We start from the raw sequence: 20,278 nt of genomic DNA, 5'->3' as shown, positions 1-20,278 counted from the left end.
CGGCCACGGCCACCAGTGCGGCGGGGGAGCGGGCGGCGACACGCTCGTCATCGACTCGAGCTTCGACCTCAAGACGATCGACCCGGGCCGCGAGTACGAGCTAACCGGGCAGATGCTCACCAAGGGCATGTACGAGACGCTGCTGACCTTCGCGGGCAACGACCTGACCAAGCCGGTCGGCGAACTGGCGACGGGCTACGAGCTCTCGCCGGACGCGACGACGCTGACGCTGCCGCTGGCGCAGGGGCGCGTCTTCTCCGACGGCACCCCGGTCACCGCCGACGACGTGGTGTTCTCCCTGCAGCGCCTCATCGGCCTCAAGGGCAACCCGTCGTTCCTGCTCGACGGCGTCACCGTGGCCAAGAAGGACGCCACCACGGTGGTGCTCACCAGCGCGAAGCCGAACCCGGCCCTGCCGTTCATCCTGCCCAACCCGGCGCTGTCGATCGTCAACTCGAAGGTCGTGACGGCCCACGGCGGCACCACCGACGACAAGGACGCCGCCGAGGGGTACCTCAACGGCGCGTCCGCGGGATCCGGCCCGTACGTCCTGAAGTCGCTCGACGTGGCCAGCCAGGCCGTGCTGACCCGCAACACGGCGTACAACGGCCCCGACAAGCCCGGCTACGGCACCGTCGTGATCCGCAACGTCAAGGCGGCCACCCAGGTGCTCAACGTCCAGAAGGGCGACTCCCAGGTCGCGCTCGACCTCTCGGGTGACCAGGTGACCAGCCTCGACACGAGCAAGGTCACCGTCGCCAGCGGCGCGTCCGCGTACACGATCTTCCTGCTGCTCAACCAGAGCCCCGAGGTCTCGGCCGCCACCAGCAACCCCCAGTACGTCTCGGCGGTGAAGAAGGCCATCGACTACCCCGGGCTGCTGGGCGTGGCCGGGACGGGCTCGGTGCAGCCGGCGGGCATCATCCCGTCGATGATCGCGGGGACGCTGCCCGCCGCCGACGCCCTCAAGCCGGACGTGGCGGGGGCCAAGGCCGACCTCGCCGCCAGCGGGATGGCCGACCAGAAGCCCAAGCTCGCCTACCCCAGTGACCTCACCCTCAACGGCTTGAGCTTCCAGACGCTCGCCGAGAAGCTGCAGTCGCAGCTCGCCGCCGCCGGCATCACCGTCGACCTGGCGCCCGCCCCCGTGGCCACCGAGCTGGACAACTACCGCAACGGCAAGGAGCAGATGGGGCTCTGGTACTGGGGACCGGACTTCCCGGACCCGTCCAACTACCTCGCCTTCGCTCCCGGCGGCCTGATCGGGAAGCGCGCGAACTGGCCCGCCACCGCGGCGCCGGACATCGACACGGTGGCCACCACCGCGGGGGCGACCGTCGACACCGCCCAGCGTGACGCCGCCTACCAGCAGTTCCAGCGGAGCCTCAACGCCTCCGGTCCGTTCATCCCGCTCGTGCAGCCGCCCTCCAACATCGTCACGGCGACGTCGGTGACGGGGGCTGCGTACAACCCGATCTGGACGGTCGATGTCGGTGCCATCGGAGCCGAGTAGCGCGGCCGAGGGCGCGGTCGCCGACAGGGACACGCACCGGCCAGGGCACCCGCTGGCCCGGTACGTGCTGCGCCGCATCGGGGTGTCGGCACTGCTCGTCCTCGGCGTCACGCTGGTGACGTTCGTGCTGACGAACCTCGTGCCGGGCGACACCGTCGCGGCCAACCTGGGGCAGCAGGCGGCGGAGGACCCGACGATCGTGGCGGCCTACCGCGCCCACTACGGGCTCGACAAGCCGTTGCCGGAGCAGTACCTGACCTACCTGGGGAACCTGCTGCGCGGCGACCTCGGGGAGTCGCAGCAGACCCACCGGTCGGTCGTTGCGGACCTGTCGGCCGCGGTGCCTGCCACGCTGGAGATCGCGATCGGCGCCATCGTGCTGTCGATCCTGGTCGGCGTCGGCCTCGGGGTGGTGGCCGCGGTGCGGCGCGGGCATCTCACCGACAGCGCACTGCGGCTGGTGTCGCTGGTGGGCATCTCCGTGCCGACGTTCTGGCTGGCCATGGTGGCGTTCTACGTCTTCTCCTACCAGCTCGACATCGCCCCCGGGTCGGGCCGGCTCTCCCCGGCCACCACCGCGCCACCGGACGTGACCGGCCTGTACACGGTGGACTCCCTGCTCGCCGGGCAGTGGGTCACCTTCGGCGACGCCGTGGCGCACCTGATGCTGCCCACGCTGGTGCTGACGCTCTACACGGTCGGGCTGCTCACCCGCTTCACCCGCTCCGCCGTGCTGGAGGTGCTCGACCAGGACTACGTGCGCTCGGCGCGGGCGAAGGGCCTGCCGGGCCGCACCGTGCTCGTGCGCTACGTGCTGCGCGCCGCGCTGGTGCCGATCCTGACGGTGGTCGGCCTGGCGTTCGGCGCCCTCCTGTCGGGCACGGTGCTGGTGGAACAGATCTTCTCCTGGCCGGGCATGGGCTCCTACGCCTACCAGGCGGCGTCGCACCTCGACCTGCCGGGCGTGATGGGCGTGGGGCTGGTCGTCGGCGTGATCTACGTCGTGATCAACCTGGTCGTCGACCTGCTCTACGGCGCCATCGACCCCCGGGTGCGTGTCACATGAGCACCGTGGTCAGTGCGGATCCGCTGCGGTCGAGCGGCCTGCGGGCGCGGTTCCGCAAGCGGATCCCGCAGGCCTGGCGCACCCCGCTGGGCGTCACCGGCGCCGCGGTGGCGGCGCTGTGGATCCTCGTCGCCGTCCTCGGACCCGTCCTGTGGCCCTACGGCCCGCTGGCCCAGGACTTCCCCCGCCTGGAGGCGCCCAGCGGCGCGCACTGGTTCGGCACCGACGAACTGGGCCGCGACGTGTTCACCCGCGTGCTGGCAGGCGCGCAGGTGACGGTGCCGCTCGCGCTGCTGCTCGTCGGGCTGTCGGTGGTGGTCGGTGGCGTGCTCGGGCTGGCGGCGGGGTTCTTCGGGCGCTGGGTCGACGAGACCGTGATGCGGCTGACCGACCTGGTGATGGCGTTCCCCATCGTCATCCTCGCCATGGTGGTGGCCGCGGCGCTCGGGGCGAGCCTGGTCAACGCGGTGCTGGCCGCGCTGGTCGTGTCCTGGCCCGCGTACGCCCGCGTGACGCGGGGCCTCGTGGTGGGCGTCCGGACCGCCGACTACGTGCTGGCCGACCGGCTGCTCGGCTTCTCCGCCCTGCGGTCGCTGCGCACCGACATCGTCCCGATGGTGGTGGGGCCGGTGCTGATCCTCGCGACCCTGGACATCGGCACCGCGACGCTGCTGCTCTCGGGCCTGTCGTTCCTCGGGCTCGGGGCGAAGCCCCCCACGGCGGAGTGGGGCTCGATGGTGTCCACCGCGGTCCAGAACTTCGACTCGTGGTGGCTCGGCGTGTTCCCCGGCCTGGCCATCCTGACCGTCGTGATGGCGTTCAACTTCCTCGGCGACGCGCTGCGCGACGCCGTGGACCCGCGCACCGCGGGCGTCCTCGGGAAGGCCGAGACCCGATGACCGTGCTGGACATCGCCGGTCTCACCCTCTCCATCGGCGGGACCGAGATCCTGCGCGGCGTGGACCTGCGCCTGGAGGCGGGCCGGGTCCAGGGGCTGGCGGGGGAGTCCGGGTCGGGCAAGACGATGACGGGGCTCGCGGTGATGGGGCTGCTGCCGCCCGGGTCGCAGGTCGGGGGGCGCATCACCTACGGCGACCAGGAGCTACTCGGGCTGTCCCCGGGCCGGCGCAACGCCCTGCGCGGCACCGAGATCGCCATGGTGTTCCAGGACCCGTCCACGAGCCTGCACCCGATGCTCAGCATCGGCGCGCAGACCACCGACCACCTACGCCACCACCTCGGGCTCCGCCGGACCGCCGCGCGGGAACGCGCCGTCGAGCTGCTCTCCCGGGTGCGCATCCCCGACCCTGCGGGTGCGCTGCGCCGCTACCCGCACCAGTTCTCCGGCGGGCAGCGCCAGCGGATCGCGATCGCCATCGCGCTGGCCTGCTCGCCCACGGTCCTCATCGCCGACGAGCCCACCACCGCACTCGACGTCACCGTGCAGGCCGGGGTGCTGCACCTGCTGCGCGACCTGGCGTCGGAGATGGGACTGGCCGTGCTGCTCGTGACGCACGACCTGGGCGTCATGAGCGCGGTGGCCGACCGGGTGGCGGTGATGCGGCACGGCGAGGTCGTGGAGGACGGCGAGCGCCACCAGGTGTTCACCGCCCCCGCGCACCCCTACACCGCGTCGCTACTGGCGAGCCTGCCCGGCGCCACCGGCGGCGTGCAGAGCCTCGACGACGTGCGCGCGCTGGAGGCGACGTGAACAGGCTGCTCGACGTGACGGGGCTGCACGTGACCTACCGGGGGCGCCCACCGGTGCGGGCCGTGGACGGTGTCGACCTCGCGGTGGAGGCCGGGCAGGTCGTGGGCCTGGTGGGGGAGTCGGGGTGCGGCAAGTCCACCATCGCCCGCGCCGTCTGCGGACTGGTGAAGCCGGCGGCGGGCACCGTGACCGTCGACGGCACACCCGTCACACCCCTCGGGCTGCGTCGCCGCCCGGCCGCGCTCACCCGCGTCCAGATGGTGTTCCAGGACCCGTACGCCTCGCTGCACCCCCGGCGGGCGATCGGCGTGCAGATCGGCGACGGGGTGCGCGCAGCCGTCGCCCGGGGCGCGGCGCCCTCCGAGCCCGCGGAGTGGCTGCGGCGGGTCGGGCTGGACCCCGACGCGGCCCGCCGCTACCCCCACGAGTTCTCCGGCGGCCAGCGCCAGCGCATCGCGATCGCGCGGGCCCTGGCGGCGCGGCCGGACCTGCTCATCGGCGACGAGCCGATCTCGGCGCTGGACGCGTCGACGCAGGCCGTGGTCGCGGCGCTGATGCGCGACCTCGCGGTGGACAGCGGGGCCGGGCTGCTGTTCATCTCCCACGACCTGTCGGTGGTGCGGCTGATCGCCGACCGGCTCGTCGTCATGTACCGGGGGCGGGTCGTCGAGTCGGGTCCGGCGCAGGAGATCTGGCGCGACCCGCAGCACCCCTACACCCAGGCGCTGCTCGCGGCGGTTCCGGTGCCCGACGGCTCTGGGCGGATGCCCGCCCCACCCGTCGACGACGCCCGGTACCCGCAGGACGCGGTCCTGCGCTGACGCGGACCGGCGACCGGCGTTCCCGCACGGATCGCTTGTACGATCGGCGACATCCGATCGGCTCGGCCGATCCGAGAGCGATCCGAGCGATCCGCGAGAAGTGAGGCTGTGATGGCGACCCCGGCGGTCCCGACGCAGGCCGTCGAGTTCGAGATCACGAACATGATCGGCCACCTGCTTCGCGCCTGCCAGCAGGCGCACGTCGCGATCTGGTCCGACATCTTCCCCGCCGGTCTCACGAGCCCGCAGTTCGCCGTGCTCAACGCGCTGGCCCAGGAGGGCGAGCTCAACCAGACCACGCTCAGGTCACGCGCTCGTCTCGACCGCTCCACCGCGGCCGACGTGATCCGCCGCCTGGCCGCCCGGCAGCTGATCACCCACATCAAGGATCCGGCCGACGCCCGGCGCCGCCTCGTGCGACTGACCCAGGCCGGCCGCGCCGTCTACGCCGAGGCCGTCGACCGGGCCTTGACGGTCAACGAGACGGTGCTCGGGGGGCTCGACGAGGCGCAGCGCACGCAGCTGGTCTCACTCCTGCAGGCGCTGCTCGACCAGCACAGCGACCTGCTCGGCTACGAGGTCGACAAGGCGCCCGTCACGGGTTGACGTGCTCCGCCGGGCAGGTGCACATTCATCCGCATACTGACAAACCTCTCTGCGTCTCGGCCGCTGGCAAGGAGCTGTGTCCTGAGGCACGTTTGACGTGCTCATTGGCGGCAAGAGGGACGGAACGCCCAGGCGTCCTTGACCGCGGCCCCGAACCGTACGTAGCTTCGTCAGTATGCGGACGAAATTGGCATCGATCCCGGGCGATCTCGGATGACCCGTACCGAGCGCAGTGAGTTCCTGGTGATCGGGGGCGGGATCGGCGGCCTTGCCACCGCGCTCGCGCTCGCCCGGGAGGGTCGTCGGGTTCGCGTGCTGGAACGCGAACCGCAGTTCGGCGAGATCGGCGCGGGCCTGCAGCTGGCGCCGAACTCCTCCCGCGTGCTGGATCGCCTCGGCGTCCTGTCCGACGTCACGCGCGATGCGTTCTTCCCCCGCCGTCTCGTCCTGCGCGATGCCATGACCAACGATCCGATCACGGCGATGGAGACGGCCGAGCCGTTCCTCGAGCGGTTCGGCTACCGCTACTTCGTGACGCACCGGGCCGACCTCCACCGTGCGATACAGGTGGCCTGCGAGGACAGCGGGCTCGTCGAGCTGTTGGCGTCCAAGCACGTGCTGCGCGTCGAGCCCCGTCCGGGCGGAGCACTGGTCGCCTGCGCCGACGGCAGTGCGTACGAGACCGAGGCACTGATCGCCGCGGACGGGCTCCACTCCCGGACCCGCACGATGCTCATCGAGGACGGTGAGCCGGAGGACTCCGGATATGTCGCCTACCGCGGCACCGTGCCGATCGAGGCCCTGGGCGAGCACGGCGGGCTGCGTGAGCCCGACGGCATGGTGATCTGGGTCGGGCCGGGCCTGCACCTGGTGCAGTACCCGGTGCGCCGCGGGGAGCTGGTCAACCAGGTCGCCACGTTCGACACGCGGCGCTGTCCCGCCGGCACCGACGACATCGGACGCCAGCTCGACCGGGTCTTCGAACGCACCTGCCCGGAGGTCGCCCACGGTGTGGCGCTCATGGACCACACCCGGCGATGGCCGTTGCTGGACAGGGCGCCGATGAGGGGGTGGAGCCGGGGCAACATCACGCTGGCCGGGGACGCCGCGCACCCGATGCTGCAGTACCTCGCCCAGGGCGCAGGCCAGGCGATCGAGGACTCGGTCGCGCTCGCGGACAGCGTGACAGCGCACCCCGGCGACATCGAGGCCGCCTTCGCGGCCTACGAGTCCCACCGCTACCCGCGCACGGCGAGGGTCCAGACCACGGCCCACACATGGGGCGAGATCCTCCACATCGACGGGGTCGGCGCCGTCATGCGGAACGCGCTCCTGTCGCAGCGGGCCGACGACGACTTCGAGATCGTCGACTGGCTCTACGGGTACGACCCGACCGGCTGTAGCCACAGGGACCGCGAACTCGCACGCTGACGTCACACGCCGGACGAGGGGATCGACGATGAACGACCTGCTGAGTGCGGTGCTGGAGGCCCACGGCGGGCTCGAGCGCTGGAACGGGTTCTCCCGTGTCCAGGCGTCCATCGTCACGGGCGGTGAGCTGTGGGGGATCAAGGGTCTGGTGCAGGACCCGGCCCCGCGACTGATGACGGTGGCGCTGCACGAGCAGTGGGCGTCGGTCCAGCCCTTCGGCTCTCCCGACCAGAAGACCGCCTTCACCCGCGACCGGATCGCGATCGAGAAGCTGGACGGTCAGGTCGTGGCGGAGCGGATCGACCCGCGGGAGTCGTTCTCGGGGCACGAGCTGACGACGCCGTGGGATGCGTTGCACCGCGCCTACTTCAACGGCTACGCGCTGTGGACCTACCTCACCACGCCGTTCCTCCTCGCGATGCCCGGCTTCTCGGTCAGCGAGATCGACCCGGTGGAGGAGCACGGGCAGAGGTGGCGCGGGCTCCAGGCGCGCTTCCCGCCGCGGATCGCCGGCCACAGCACCCTGCAGGAGTTCTACGTCGGGGAGGACCACCTGCTGCGCAGGCACGACTACCGGGTCGACGTGGCCGGGGGGTTCGCGGCGGTTCAGTACGTGCACGACATCATCGAGGTGGACGGTTTCCGGCTCCCGTCGAAGCGGTTGGCCTACCGGTGTGGCGCGGACGGCCGGGCGAACCTGGAACAGCTGATGGTGTCGATCGAACTCAGCGACGTCCACTTCGTCAGGTGACGGTCGTGGCGCGGTGGAGGAGACCGGCGATGCCGAGCACGACGATCGTGAGCGCGAGCACGGCGGTGGTCGCCGCGTAGACCGCGGGTGCGGTGCCGTAGTTGAGGCTGCTGTAGAGGTAGACCGGCAGGGTGCTCACGGACGGTGTGGTCAGGAAGGCCGAGATGACCACGTCGTCGAAGGAGAAGGTGAAGGCCAGCACGGTGCCGGTCAGCACCGCGGGCAGGAGTGCGGGAACGACGATGTCGCCCAGGATCCGCAGCTCGGACGCGCCCAGATCGCGCCCGGCGTCCTCGAGCCGGCGATCGAGGGTGAGCACCCGCGCCCGGACGATGAGCGCGACGACCACCATCGTCATCGGGGTGTGCGCGGCCGCGAGCGTCAGGAAGCCGAGCGGGACGCCGAGCCGGCCGGCGAACTGCAGGAGCGAGACGGCGAGCACGACCTCCGGCATGATCACCAGCAGGTAACCGAGGCCGGCCAGCGCCCGGCGCACCCGCGCCGACGCGTGGCGCACCATCGCGTAGCCCCATGCCGAGCCGAGCAGGCCGGAGACGGCCGCGACCACGAGGGCGACCTGCAGGCCGGTGAGTGCCGCCGAGCGGAGTGAGTCGTCCTGCCATGCGTCGGCGTAGGCCCTCAGTGACCAGCCGGTGAGACGGGCGGTCTGCCTGCCGTCGATGCCCTGGTTGAACGAGTAGAGGACGGAGAGGAGCAGCGGCAGGTACAGCACGGCGAGCCCCAGAGCGCAGACCACGCCCAGCGCCGCGCGGGTGGACCGCAATCGCGTCATCGCAGGCTCGTCATCGTCATCGTCATCGTCGTCTCGTCATCGCGGCGCCTCGTCGAACCCCCGGGTCAGACGCAGCAGCAGGGCCACCAGCACGCCGACCGCGACCAGGATGAGCACCGCGATCGCGGAACCCAGCGCGTAGTTCTGGGACTGGACGTACTGCGTCTGCAGGAGCTGTCCGAGCAGGAGACCGCGGCCGCCGCCGAGCAACTGCGGCACCACGAGCTCGCCGAGCATCGGTACGGCCGTGAGGAGCGCGGCGGTGGCCACCCCCGGTCGCGCGAGGGGCAGCACCACCGAGGTGAACCGGCGCCATGCCCCCGCTCCGAGGTCGGCCGCCGCGTCCGTCGTCGACCGGGGGATGCGGGAGAAGACCACGTACTGCGGGAGGACGGCGATCGGGAGATAGCCGTAGACGATCCCGATGACCACCGCGGCCCGGGTGCCGATCAGGTCCAGCGGCGCGTGCAGCAGCCCGAGCGCGTGGAGAACGCTGTCGACGGGCCCGCCGCTTGCCAGGATGACCTGCCAGGACAGCACCCTGATGAGGAAGCTGGAGAAGTACGGCAGCAGGATCGCGGCCAGCAGCGCACCGGCGAACCGGCCGGCGTGCCGCGCGATGAAGTAGGCGATCGGCATGGCGAGCAGCACGCTGAGCGCGCCGCAGCCGACAGCGAGCACGACGGTCTGCACGAAGGTCTGCGCGTACAGCCCGCCCAGCGCGGTGCGGTAGTTGTCGAGGGTGAACCCGAAGGTCACGTCGCCGAAGCCGGGGTGGGCGAAGGACAGCGCGACGGTCAGCAGCAGCGGTGCGACGAAGACGGCCGTGAGCCACAGCCCGGGCGCGGCGGCCAGGAGGTGGGGCACGAGCGCGGCTGCGCCACTCCGCGGCGTTGCGCGGCGAGCCTGGTCAGGACAGTGCATGGAGCTCGGTCTGGATCTCCTGGTAGACCGGGATGGTGTCCGGGTTCACCACGAAGGTGGTGAGCTTCGACAGGTCCACCCCGGCGCCACCGAAGATGAGATCGACGTTGTCGATGCCCGGCGGCAGCTTGCCGCGCAGGCCCGCGAGCGCGGTGGGGTAGCCGAGGAACCGGGTGTCGGTGATCTGTGCCTTCTCGGTCAGCTCGTAGTTCAGGAACGAGTAGACCGCGTCGAGGTGCGGGGCGTCCTTCGGTATCGCGTAGCTGTCCACCCACAGCTGGCTGGTGGGGCCGGGCACCGACCAGCGCAGCGCGGGGTTCTGCTCGATGGCGCGTCGCGCCCCGGCCTGGTCGTGGATGGCCAGCACGATCGAGCCGTTGACGATCGGGTCCACGTTGGAGCTGGTGAACTGCGGTTTCGTCCTGGTGACCCAGTCCTTCATCCGGTCACCGCCCGCGCGGATCACCGACTGGTCGGTGGTGTTCCAGTCCTTGCCGTCGGCCCAGAGCGCGACGCCGACGTTCTCCCACCCCGACCCGGACAGCCGGATCTTGCCCTGGACGCCGGGCCGTTCGCCCGCGTCCAGGAAGTTCTGCCACGTGGTGATGTCCCCGCCCACGGCCCGGGGGTCGTAGATGACGCCCTGCAGCCCCCAGTCCTTCGGGACCGAGTACTGGTTGTGCGGGTCGTAGGCGCGGTCGAGCAGGGACGGGTCGAGTGTGGACAGGTTGAGCCTGCTGTGGTCGATCTTCTGGACCAGGTCGCGCGAGGCGTACTCGGTGATCCATCCCGATGTCGGGACGACGAGGTCGAACCCGGTTCCCGCCGCGCTGTTGAGCTTGGCCGAGAGCGTGTCGTTGGAGTCGTAGGTGGTGATCTTCGGCGTGATGCCGCTCGCCGTGGTGAAGGCGGTGAGGTTGTCCTGGGCGAAGTAGTCGGCCCAGCTGTAGATGTCGAGCTGGGACGCCGCCGCCGCCGAGCCGCCGCCCGCGCCACCGCAGGCGGCGAGGAACGCGGTGGCCGACAGGGCGCCGGCGGCGCCGAGGAGGTTCCGGCGGCTCAGCCGCAGGTCGTGCAGGGTCATGGAGGGCTACCGTTCGTCAGAGCGTGGACAAGGGATAGACGTGGGCCGACGCGGCGGGCCAGTGCGCCACGACGTCGGCGCCGACGTCGGGAACCGTGGGGCCGCCCCATCGCGGGCAGCTGCTGACAAAGGTCGTACCGCCGGGCGTCGACGCGGAGATCCGCAGCTCGGGGCCCACATCGACGACTTCGGTGACCCGCACGGGCACGGCGTTGTCCACCACGGACGGCGGGCGCGGTTCGATCGCCATCCGCTCCTGGCGCACCGCGACCACGACGGGCTCGCCGACTGCGGGAGCTCCGTGCGCCGTCTCGGCATGCAGGAGCCCCACGTCCGTGGCGATGCTCCACCGCGGACCACGGGACGTGTCGACGCGGCCGGTCACGAAGTTGTGCTCCCCGATGAAGCGCGCCGCCCAGAGCGTGGCCGGCGCGTCGTAGATCTCGGCGGGCGTGCCCTGCTGCTCCACCCGGCCCTCGTGCACGACCACGACGCGGTCGGCGAGCCCGAATGCCTCGTCCTGGTCATGGGTCACGTACACGAAGCTCGTGCCCAGCTCGCGGTGGATCCGGCGCAGCTCGATCTGCAGGTCCCCGCGCAGCCGGCGGTCCAGAGCACCCAGCGGCTCGTCGAGGAGGAGCACGGCCGGCTCGTTCGCCAGCGCCCGTGCGATGGCGACGCGTTGCTGCTGGCCCCCCGACAGCTGCGCGGGCCGCCGCTGCTGCACACCCTCGAGCTGCACGAGCCGCAGGAGGTCGTCGACCAGCGCGGCCCTGTTCTTGGCTCGCACCCCGCGCAGCTTCGGGCCGTACCCGATGTTCTCGGCGACGGAGAGATGCGGAAACAGCGCGTAGTTCTGGAACACCGTGTTCACCTCGCGCCGTTGCGCGGGCAACGACGTGACGTCCCGGCCGGCGATCCAGACGCTTCCCGAGTCCGGCTGCTCGAACCCGCCCAGCACGCGCATCGCCGTCGTCTTGCCGCTTCCGCTCGGTCCGACGATCGCGACGAACTCACCCTGCGCGACCGTCAGGTCGAATTCGACGAGTGCCTCGACCCCGGGATAGCTCTTCGACACACCACGCAGCTCGGCCGAACCGCCCACCCGGGTACGCAGGCCCGGGCCGGCTCGGCCGGGCGCGCCACGAGTACGGCGAGAAAGCAGCATGGCTCGATACTATTGCCGACCGAGGCGTCCGTCGAACGGCAACAACATCATTTGGCCGATATCTCCGCCGCATCGGAAGTCATTCCTCCGGATCGGGACATCGGCGCCCGACCGGACATCTGTCGCCTCTGGTGGCGCTGTCGGGCTGCCTCTGAGCTGCTCGAACGCCTCGTCGGCGACGGGTACCGATGGGCCGGTATATCGGGAACCGAGTATTTCGTGGCGTTGAGAAAACCCGGTCCAACGGTGAGACTGCAATGATGGGTCACGTAGTGCCGACAACATCGGGGCAGGTTCGTGGGCGAGTGCTGAACGGCGTGTCCCGATTTCTGGGGATTCCGTATGCGGCGGCTCCGGTGGGGCCGAACCGGTTCGCTCCGCCGGCCCGTCCACCCACCTGGGACGGGGTCCGCGACGCGCTGGAGCACGGACCCACGGCACCCGCTGCCCGCGACCCGGAGCCGCTGGAGCGGCTGCTCTCCCCGGCCGTGGTCATCCCGGGCGAGGAGTACCTGAACGTCAACATCTGGGCTCCCGAGGACGCCGGCAGCGCCCCGGTGATGGTCTGGATCCACGGCGGCGGCTACACCAACGGGTCCAACTCGCTGCCGACCTTCGACGGCACCGCGTTCGCGCGCGACGGCGTGGTGCTGGTGGGCATGAACTACCGGCTCGGCGCCGAGGGCTTCCTGCTGCTTCCGGGCGGCACACCGAACCTCGGCCTGCTCGACCAGGTGGCGGCGCTGCGCTGGGTGCAGGAGAACATCGCCGCGTTCGGGGGCGACCCCGGCAACGTCACCGTGTTCGGCGAGTCGGCAGGCGGCATGAGCATCGCGGCGCTGCTGGCGATGCCCGCCGCCGAGGGGCTGTTCCGGCGGGCCGTCGTGCAGAGCGGCGGTGGCCACCTCGTCCTGTCGGCGGCCACGGCCGCCCGCTTCGCGGACCACGTGGCCGACGAGGCCGGCGTGCCTCTCGAGGACGTGCACCGGGTGTCACCGCAGCGTCTGGTGGAGGCGCAGCAGGCACTCGCCGCGCGGATCCAGGCGGTCCCCGCCGCTGCCGGGTGGGGTGGCGCCGCGGTCAACGCGCTGGTCTACGAGCCGGTGGTGGACGGCCACGTGCTGCCCGACCTGCCGATCCGCCGCATCGCCGCGGGATCCGCCGCCGGGATCGACCTGCTCGTGGGGTCCACGAGGGACGAGTACCGGCTGTTCCTCGTGCCGTTCGGCGCCATGGACCGCGTCACCGAGGCGGCGCTGCAGGCCCTCGCCGCTGAGTACGGGTTGCCGGAGGACGCGCTCGACGAGTACCGGGCGCTGTGGCCGGAGGCGTCCCCCGGCGTGCTGCTCACCGACGTCGTGACGGACTGGTTGTTCCGCATCCCCACGATCCGGATGGCCGAGGCGCACCCGGGCGCGCACGTGTACGAGTTCGACTGGGCGTCGCCGGTGCTCGACGGTGCGCTCGGGGCCTGCCACGCGCTCGAGCTGGGGTTCGTGTTCGACACGTTGCACTGCACCACCGGTCTCACGGGCCACGAACCGCCGCAGGAGCTCGCCGACGCGATGCACCGGGCGTGGGTCGCGTTCGCCACCACCGGGGATCCGGGCTGGGAGCCCTACGGGCAGGAGCGCAACGTCCGGAGCTTCGGCACGACGGTCGAGACCGTCCGCGATCCCCGCGGCAGCACCCGGGCCGTCTGGAACGCGATCCGCTGAGCCGATAGCTCTGGCACTCATCGTCAGCCGGGCGGCACTCCTTGTGTGGTGGGCGCGGGTGCGGGCGCGGCAGCCTCGAGGGACCCGGATGCCCAGGAATCGAGGAGCAATGGCAGTGGTGCTCGACCGGCCGAGTGTCGGTGAGGCGGACCGCAAGCAGCGTGCGGACCTGGTCGGGCGGGCCGCGGAGCTGGTTCCGCTGTTGCAGCGCAACGCGCAACGGACCGAGGACGGGCGGCGCGTGGTCGAGGAGAACATCGCAGCGATCGAGGCCGCCGGGTTGTTCCGGCTCACCCAGCCGAAGCGGTTCGGCGGGTTCCAGGCCGACTTCCGCACGAAGATCGAGGTGATCCGGGAGCTGGCCCGGGGCTGCGGGTCGACGGGATGGACGACGAGCCTGCTCACGGGTGGGTCGTGGTTCGTCGGCATGTGGAACGAGCAGGTGCAGAACGACGTGTGGGGCGAGCACCCCGGCGCCCGGATCGCCGGGGTGCTCGCCCCGACCGGCAGCGCGACGGCGGGGCCCGGCGGCTTCACCGTCTCCGGCCGGTGGTCGTACTGCACCGGCTGCCTGCACGCCCAGTGGCTCTTCCTCGGTGTCCCGGTCGTGGACGCCGGTGGCACGGTCGTCGACCAGGGGCTGGTGCTCGTGCCTGCCGCCGACGTGACCGTCGAGGAGACCTGGTTCGTCGCCGGGATGCGGGGCACCGGCTCCAACACGGTGGCCGCGGACGAGGTCGTGGTGCCGCGGCACCGGTTCGTCTCGCTGCGCACCCTGCAGGCGGGCGGGAACGACAGCCCGTACCCCGACGAGGAGCTCTACCGCGTCCCGTTCGCGGCCGCCGCGATGACCGACCTGGCAGGTCCGCAGCTCGGGCTCGCGCAGTCGGCGCTGGAGTTCGTGGTGGAGCAGGCCGGTCGCCGCGGAATCGCCTACACCGACTACGCGACCCAGGCCGACTCACCGGCCGTCCAGCTCGCGGTGGCGACGGCGGCAACCTTGATCGACACCGCTGAGCTGCTCGTGTTCCGGGCGGTCGCCGAGATCGACGAGGCCGGGCGGCTCGGCTCGGTGCCGGACCACCGCACCCGTGCCCGCTGCCGGATGGACGTCGCCCAGGCGATCGTGAACGCGCGCGAGGCGATCCGGGAGCTGGTCTCCGTGTACGGCTCGGGCGGGTTCGCCGAGTCCAGCCCGCTGCAGCGCATCTGGCGCGACAGCGAGGTGGCCAGCAGGCACGCCGTGGCCAACCCGGCGATCGGCGCGCAGGTCTACGGCCGTGCCCTGCTCGGCCTGGGAGAGGGGATCACGCCCCTCGTGTGACGGGTCCGCAGATGCGTCCGGCGGCTGAGGGGACCGCCGGTGCCGCGGCTCGTGCGCAACGCCACGCGGACCGGACCGCAGGGGCGGCGCATGATGGACGGGTGACCGCGCCGGAGGGCGACCCCACGTCCGGAGGGGCTCCCGGGGGGTGGTCCACCCGCGGGATCCGCCCATCGGGCGCGTTCGCCGCGTACCGGGACGTCATCAGCGCCACCTTCGTCCCGCTCTCGGCCACACCGCTGCGCGACCACCCGTTCCGCGCCAGTATCGATCACACCGGTGGCCGCGACCTGCAGCTCTCGACGGTGCGGGCCGACGCCCACCGGATCCGGCGCACGTCCGGGCTGATCGACGACGCGGACGAGGCCTACCTGATGGCCACCGTCCAGGTGGCCGGGCGGAGCAGGGTGCAGCAGGACGGCCGGGAGGTCGAGCTCGTCCCGGGGTCGCTGGTCTTCTGCGACAGCACGCGCCCCTTCGACTTCACCTTCGACGATGAGTTCGAGCAGGTGGTCGTCCAGATGCCCAGGACGTTGCTCCAGGCGCGCAGCGGACTGAGCGACCGGGCCACCCGGCAGGCGACGGCCGTGCGACTGGACCCGGAGGGCGCGGTGTCGGTGATCGCCGGGTTCCTGTCGTCCCTGGCTGCGGTCTCGCGACAGGACGCCGCCGGTGCGGCCGTCCTCGGCGACCACGCACTGGGGCTGGTCGGCGCGGCGCTCGGGACCGCGGCCGGAACCGGCCCGTCCGAGCCGGACGCCCGGGAGCTGGTCCGGGCGCGGGTGCGGGACCACCTGCGGACGAACTTCGTCGACCCGCGGCTCGACGCGGATGTCGTTGCCCGCGCCTGCCACATGTCGCGCCGCTCGCTGTTCCGCCTGTTCGCCGACTCCCCGCTCTCGCTCGCCGACGAGCTGCGGCGGATCCGCGTGGACCACGCCGCCCGGCTGGTGCGGACCCGGCCGTCGCTGTCCGTAGCCGACCTCGCCGCCGCCTCGGGGTTCGCCGGCGAGACCCAGCTCTATCGGGCGTTCCGCGCCGTGCTCGGTACGACTCTCACCGCCTACCGGGCCGGCACTGCACGCCAGGGGCGATGAGCAGGCGGATGCGAAAGGGTCGGGGTGGCTGAAACAGCTGTACGCACGGGGGCCGGAATGCGGCATCCACGCAACGCCGCGACTCTTGTGGCACTCGTGGTGGCGCTCGGACTGACGCTGACCGCGGCCAGTGGCGCCGCGGCCCCGGAGCGCCTCGTGGTGCGTGTCCTGGTGATCACCATGTTCGACGCCGAGACCGCTCCGTGGCTCCAGCACGAGTCGCTGCCCGTCACGATGCAGGTGCCCTACGTTTCGCAGCCATTGCACTGCAGTGCAGATGGGCTGTGCGTGGCCACGATCGGGGAAGGAAAGTCCAACGCGGTGGCGAGCATGACGTCCTTGCTCGACGACCCGGGTCTGGACTTCCACAGTGCCTACTTCCTGACGGCGGGCATCGCCGGCACATCGCCCAGTACCGGAACGCTCGGCTTCGCGGCGTGGGCGCGCTGGGTGGTGGACTGGGATCTCGGCCATCATCTGGAACCCGGAAGCGCGCCCGGCGTCCCCCACGGTTACCTGCCCTACGCCGACCAGCACACGAACGTCTTCCACCTGAACGACAAGCTCGTGGACGAGGCCTTCGACCTGACGAAGGGGCTCGCGCTGTCCGACAGCCCGGAGGCGGTGCAGGACCGGGGCCACTACCCGGGACAGGCCGCCCGGAAGCCGTTCACGACCGTGTGCGACACCGTGACCGGCGACGACTACTGGGCTGGCGCCGAGTTGTCGAAGACCGCCCAGTACGTCGTCGGCGTGTGGACGGACAACAAGGGGAAGTACTGTACGTCGCAGATGGAGGACAGCGGTACGGCAACGGTTCTCGCACGTCACGGCTATCTCGATCGATACCTGGACCTGCGCACCGCGAGCGATTTCGACCAGCCCTACCCCGGGCAGGACATCCGGGACCTGTTGTCGCAGTTCCCGGGCGCGGATCCGGCTGTCCGGAACGCCTACCTCGTGGGCTCGACCGTCGCCCACCACCTGCTCGGCCACCCGCGATGAAGCAGCGCATCACGATTCGACGCACTGCGGTCATGATGGTTGCCGCTGTGATGATGCTGGGGACGAGCGGTACCGCCCTCGCCGCAACGCCCACGCCTGGCTCCCGCTCATGGGAGGCCGACACCCGCACCGACCTGTTCTTCGGTGGCACCAGAGCGGACGGCAGTGCGATCACATCCGCGGAGTTCGAGCGGTTTCTCGACGCGGACGTCACGCCTGCTTTTCCGGAGGGCCTGACCTGGCTGCCCGTGCACGGGCAGTGGATGGGCGGAAAGCAGGCATCGTATCTTCTGATCCTGTTGTACCCGGAGAGCAACGAACAAGCCGATCGGAACATCGAGAAGATCCGGACAGACTACAAGCACCAGTTCGGGCAGATGTCCGTGCTCCGGGCGGACAGCACGGACCACGTCTCGTTCTAGCCTCGATCACTGTCGGGTCCGGCTCACCGCCGGCACCTGCTCCAGGCGGTCGGGTGCTGCCCTGCGTGCGGGACGCCGATGGCGGTCCGGCCGAGACCGCCACCCCGTTGCTCGTCGAGATCTTGACGACGGAGCGGAACCGTATCGACCGGATGGTCGGCGATCTGGTCCGCTCCCGCGACGTGCTGAGCGACGTGATCGAGACGGCATCGGACCCGGGCCTGCGTCCCGGGATCGACTGAGGTCCTGTGGGGGCCGGGTCACCCGATGTCACGGATCCGGTCCCTGCCCTGTCCTTCAGGTAGCGGGCGGCGTCCCTGCCTGCTTCGACTGAAGGGACCACCGAGACGTGTTCGACCAGCGGCAGCACCATCGAGGACGCGTGGGAGCGGGGGATGGGCAGGTCAGCGGCGCTGCGCCACACGGCAGCCACGTGGCCGCGCGGGACCATTGCCTCAGCCCGGCACGCGCGGTGGACCGGCCCACCGGGGCGGCCCGCTACGGACGGATGTTCCCGGGCCTGGACCCGTTGGGTACCGACCCGCAGCTCCTGATGCGCGCGGGCACCGACGGCGGGATCTGCGACGCCGCCGCGGTCCTGGACCCGCTGAGCGACGGCGGCGACGATGCCACGGAGGCGGCAGGGTGGCCGTTCTTCGGCCAGCTGATCGCGCACGACATCACCGCCGACCGCTCACCCATCGCCGGGGATGTCGCCCCCGATGCGCTGCGCAACGCCCGCGCCCCGGTGCTGAACCTGGAGATGCTCTACTCCGACGGCCCGATCGGCTCGCCGTACCTGTTCGACCTCGGTGACCCGGCGAGGTTCCTGCTCGGTACGGACGGCGGTGACGTGCCGCGCAACCAGCAGGGCGTGGCCCTGATCGGCGAGCCCCGCAACGACGTGCACCTGTTCTCGCTGTCCCTGCACGTCGCCCTGCTGCACGCGCACAACCGCATCGTCGACCTGCTGCGCGGGGCTGGGGTGCCCGAGGCGGAGGTCTTCGACCGGGCGCGGACCACCCTCACCTGGCACTACCAGTGGATCGTGGTCCACGACTTCCTGCCCCGACTCGTCGGGGCGAGCCTCGTCGAGCAGGTGCTCGCCGAGGGCGGCCGGTGGTTCGCGCCGCCGCCCCTGCAGGCGTTCATCCCGTTGGAGTTCGCCGACGCGGCCTATCGCTACGGCCATGGCCAGATCCGGCACTCCTATCGGCTGGTCGAGGGGGGTTCGGCGGTGCCGCTGTTCCCCGATCTGGTCGGGTTCGGCCCGCTGCCTGCCGACCGGCGTCTGGATCTCGGGCAGGTCTTCGATCTGCCCGGGCGCCCGGCCGCGCAGCGGGCCAAGCGCCTCGACGGCCGGCTCGCGGCGAGTCTCATCGGGTTGCCCGAGCAGGTCACCGGTGTGGTCGACACCGCCGCCTACCGTTCGCTGGCCGTGCGGGACCTGCTGCGTGGCGAGACCACGGCGCTGCCCAGCGGTGAGGCGGTCGCGCGGCTCATGGGCGTGGCGCCCCTGACCGGCGAAGAGGTGGGGGAGAGCTGGCCGCACGGCACCCCGTTGTGGTTCTACATCCTCAAGGAGGCCGAGCACCGTGGCGGCGGTGACCAGCTCGGCCCGGCCGGTGGCCGGATCGTGGCGGAGGTGCTGATCGGGTTGTTGCGCGCCGACCCGGCCGGCTACCTGAGCGTGCAACCGGACTGGGAACCGACCCTGCCCGCCACCGGGCCGAGCTTCGGACTGGCCGACTTGCTCACCCTCGGCGCTCGCTGAGCAGGCGGTCAGGCCGGGACGACGTAAGGGAACTCAGCAGAGCGCAGCTGCTCGTTGACCGCGGGTGTCAGCCCGGAGGGCACGGCCTTCCCGGTGACGAGGGAGAGCATCACCTCGGGCGCATTGTCGGCCAGTGTGCGGCCGTTGCGGCCGGCGAAGCCGTAGGTCGCCGGCGTGCCGACGGTGTAGGACAGCACGTCGGGGAACAGCTCTGCCACCAGGGTCCGGCCGTAACCGGCCGGGTCGGCGGAGCTGCCCGTCGCGGCCACGGTCGCGGTGATGTGGTCGGCGATGTGCTTGCGGTCGGTCTCGACGTCCTGGGACGGGTGCCGGGTGTTGGACGGGTTGGTGAACTGCACGTCGTCGGGCCAGAAGATCGGCCACATCATCGGGTGACCGGCCCGGTTGATCTGCCGCCAGCCGCCGGCGTCAGTGGCCAGCTTGGTGGCCGCCCACACCCCGATCCGTGACCCTGGCCGCAGCTGCGGGTGCTGCTGGTGGGAGACCTCGAGCACGATCGAGTCGACGGTGGTGTCGGCGAAGCTGTTCTTCGCGTCGTCCGGGCGCCACCCGGACAGGTCCGGCGCGGTGCCGTCGGCGACGGCGGAGTTGACCTTCTCCAGCAGGGACAGGTCGATGTAGAACCAGTCCTTGATCCGTCCGGCCCACAGCCGCACACCCGTCCCGTCGGCCGTCGACCCCGTCCTGCCCTCGAGCAGCAGCTCGCCGGTGGCGGAGTCCTCGTGGGCGTCGCTGCCCGTGAGCGCATGCAGCTGCAGTGCCTGTCGCCCGTCGGCGTCCGGATCGGCGAACGACACGCGGTAGGTCAGCTCCTCCACGTCCGCGCCGTCGAGGTGCACCTTGAACTCGTAGCGGGCCTCGGAGTGGAAGCTCGGCTCGGAGTGCAGACCGTTGACGGTGGAGTTCACGTCCATCACGAACACCGTGCTCTCCTCTCCGGGGAAGACGCACAGGTCATCGAGGAACAGCTGCCCGGTCTGCGCTGCGAGCGGGGTGTCGAGGTGGTGGGACATGGTGAGTCCTTTCGGTTCGGCGGTTCATCGGTGCAG

General features: G+C 71.3%; 20 protein-coding genes. 15 read left to right on the top strand and 5 right to left on the bottom strand.

Features of this window, described 5'->3' with window-relative positions:
* The 8 genes from HF577_RS17480 to HF577_RS17445 form a co-directional block, all read left to right on the top strand.
* The coding region (locus tag HF577_RS17480; RefSeq protein WP_169396940.1) for an ABC transporter substrate-binding protein at positions 1 to 1,513 on the top strand (1,513 nt) is incomplete at its 5' end.
* A complete protein-coding gene (locus tag HF577_RS17475; RefSeq protein WP_169396939.1) occupies positions 1,488 to 2,579 on the top strand; it encodes an ABC transporter permease in 1,092 nt (363 codons plus the stop codon). The genes HF577_RS17480 and HF577_RS17475, both read left to right, overlap by 26 nt.
* Positions 2,576 to 3,478: an ABC transporter permease gene (locus HF577_RS17470; RefSeq protein ID WP_169396938.1), complete on the top strand. Its 903-nt coding sequence runs from the start codon at positions 2,576 to 2,578 to the stop codon at positions 3,476 to 3,478. The genes HF577_RS17475 and HF577_RS17470 overlap by 4 nt, the downstream gene beginning before the upstream one ends.
* Positions 3,475 to 4,290: an ABC transporter ATP-binding protein gene (locus HF577_RS38455; RefSeq protein ID WP_169396937.1), complete on the top strand. Its 816-nt coding sequence runs from the start codon at positions 3,475 to 3,477 to the stop codon at positions 4,288 to 4,290. Before HF577_RS17470 ends, HF577_RS38455 begins: the two co-directional genes overlap by 4 nt.
* Complete coding sequence (locus HF577_RS38450; protein WP_169396936.1) at positions 4,287 to 5,111, top strand: ABC transporter ATP-binding protein; 825 nt, start codon at positions 4,287 to 4,289, stop codon at positions 5,109 to 5,111. Before HF577_RS38455 ends, HF577_RS38450 begins: the two co-directional genes overlap by 4 nt.
* Positions 5,112 to 5,222: 111 nt before the next feature.
* A complete protein-coding gene (locus tag HF577_RS17455) occupies positions 5,223 to 5,717 on the top strand; it encodes a MarR family winged helix-turn-helix transcriptional regulator (RefSeq protein WP_169396935.1) in 495 nt (164 codons plus the stop codon).
* A gap of 213 nt (positions 5,718 to 5,930) precedes the next feature.
* Positions 5,931 to 7,148 carry an FAD-dependent oxidoreductase gene (locus HF577_RS17450; protein WP_169396934.1) on the top strand — a complete coding sequence of 406 codons (1,218 nt, stop codon included), beginning with the start codon at positions 5,931 to 5,933 and terminating at the stop codon, positions 7,146 to 7,148.
* Positions 7,149 to 7,176: 28 nt separating this feature from the next.
* The gene (locus tag HF577_RS17445; RefSeq protein WP_169396933.1) at positions 7,177 to 7,899 is read left to right on the top strand and encodes a hypothetical protein; all 723 of its coding nucleotides are present in this window, start codon (positions 7,177 to 7,179) and stop codon (positions 7,897 to 7,899) included.
* On the opposite strand, the gene HF577_RS17440 is transcribed toward HF577_RS17445, so the two are convergent.
* The 4 genes from HF577_RS17440 to HF577_RS17425 are packed head-to-tail and all read right to left on the bottom strand — an operon-like array spanning position 7,892 to position 11,868.
* On the bottom strand, positions 7,892 to 8,692 hold the full coding sequence (locus tag HF577_RS17440; RefSeq protein WP_169396932.1) for an ABC transporter permease: 801 nt from the start codon (positions 8,690 to 8,692) through the stop codon (positions 7,892 to 7,894). The two genes, HF577_RS17445 and HF577_RS17440, sit on opposite strands and share 8 nt — an antisense overlap.
* A 36-nt stretch (positions 8,693 to 8,728) precedes the next feature.
* Positions 8,729 to 9,559 carry an ABC transporter permease gene (locus tag HF577_RS17435; RefSeq protein ID WP_169396931.1) on the bottom strand — a complete coding sequence of 277 codons (831 nt, stop codon included), beginning with the start codon at positions 9,557 to 9,559 and terminating at the stop codon, positions 8,729 to 8,731.
* Between the two features lie 43 nt (positions 9,560 to 9,602).
* Positions 9,603 to 10,700, bottom strand: coding sequence for a polyamine ABC transporter substrate-binding protein (locus HF577_RS17430; RefSeq protein WP_169396930.1), 1,098 nt, complete (start codon positions 10,698 to 10,700; stop codon positions 9,603 to 9,605).
* A 16-nt stretch (positions 10,701 to 10,716) separates the two neighbouring features.
* Positions 10,717 to 11,868 (bottom strand): ABC transporter ATP-binding protein, encoded by a 1,152-nt coding sequence (locus HF577_RS17425; RefSeq protein ID WP_169396929.1) that lies wholly within the window; start codon positions 11,866 to 11,868, stop codon positions 10,717 to 10,719.
* A gap of 257 nt (positions 11,869 to 12,125) precedes the next feature.
* Between HF577_RS17425 and HF577_RS17420 the strand changes: the two genes are divergently transcribed.
* The 7 genes from HF577_RS17420 (at position 12,126) to HF577_RS17390 (ending at position 19,208) form a co-directional block, all read left to right on the top strand.
* The gene (locus tag HF577_RS17420; RefSeq protein WP_407692216.1) at positions 12,126 to 13,586 is read left to right on the top strand and encodes a carboxylesterase/lipase family protein; all 1,461 of its coding nucleotides are present in this window, start codon (positions 12,126 to 12,128) and stop codon (positions 13,584 to 13,586) included.
* Positions 13,587 to 13,695: 109 nt separating this feature from the next.
* Positions 13,696 to 14,910, top strand: a complete 1,215-nt coding sequence (locus HF577_RS17415; RefSeq protein WP_169396927.1) for an acyl-CoA dehydrogenase family protein — start codon at positions 13,696 to 13,698, stop codon at positions 14,908 to 14,910.
* A gap of 101 nt (positions 14,911 to 15,011) precedes the next feature.
* Positions 15,012 to 16,007, top strand: a complete 996-nt coding sequence (locus HF577_RS17410) for an AraC-like ligand-binding domain-containing protein (RefSeq protein ID WP_169396926.1) — start codon at positions 15,012 to 15,014, stop codon at positions 16,005 to 16,007.
* A gap of 57 nt (positions 16,008 to 16,064) precedes the next feature.
* Positions 16,065 to 17,012, top strand: coding sequence for a purine-nucleoside phosphorylase (locus HF577_RS17405; protein ID WP_169396925.1), 948 nt, complete (start codon positions 16,065 to 16,067; stop codon positions 17,010 to 17,012).
* Complete coding sequence (locus HF577_RS17400) at positions 17,009 to 17,434, top strand: DUF3574 domain-containing protein (protein WP_211174425.1); 426 nt, start codon at positions 17,009 to 17,011, stop codon at positions 17,432 to 17,434. Before HF577_RS17405 ends, HF577_RS17400 begins: the two co-directional genes overlap by 4 nt.
* 65 nt (positions 17,435 to 17,499) lie before the next feature.
* Positions 17,500 to 17,676: a MerR family transcriptional regulator gene (locus HF577_RS17395; RefSeq protein ID WP_211174424.1), complete on the top strand. Its 177-nt coding sequence runs from the start codon at positions 17,500 to 17,502 to the stop codon at positions 17,674 to 17,676.
* Between the two features lie 140 nt (positions 17,677 to 17,816).
* Entirely contained in the window at positions 17,817 to 19,208 is a 1,392-nt protein-coding gene (locus HF577_RS17390; protein WP_169396923.1) for a peroxidase family protein, read from the top strand.
* Positions 19,209 to 19,216: 8 nt separating this feature from the next.
* On the opposite strand, the gene HF577_RS17385 is transcribed toward HF577_RS17390, so the two are convergent.
* Positions 19,217 to 20,242 (bottom strand): DUF4331 family protein, encoded by a 1,026-nt coding sequence (locus tag HF577_RS17385; RefSeq protein ID WP_169396922.1) that lies wholly within the window; start codon positions 20,240 to 20,242, stop codon positions 19,217 to 19,219.
* Positions 20,243 to 20,278: the final 36 nt, after the last annotated feature.

It is taken from the genome of Pseudonocardia xinjiangensis, assembly GCF_012911925.1.
In the GTDB taxonomy this organism is placed as follows: domain Bacteria; phylum Actinomycetota; class Actinomycetes; order Mycobacteriales; family Pseudonocardiaceae; genus Pseudonocardia; species Pseudonocardia xinjiangensis.
Note: the sequence above shows the minus strand (reverse complement) of the source record. Positions and strands in the feature narration are given on the sequence as shown.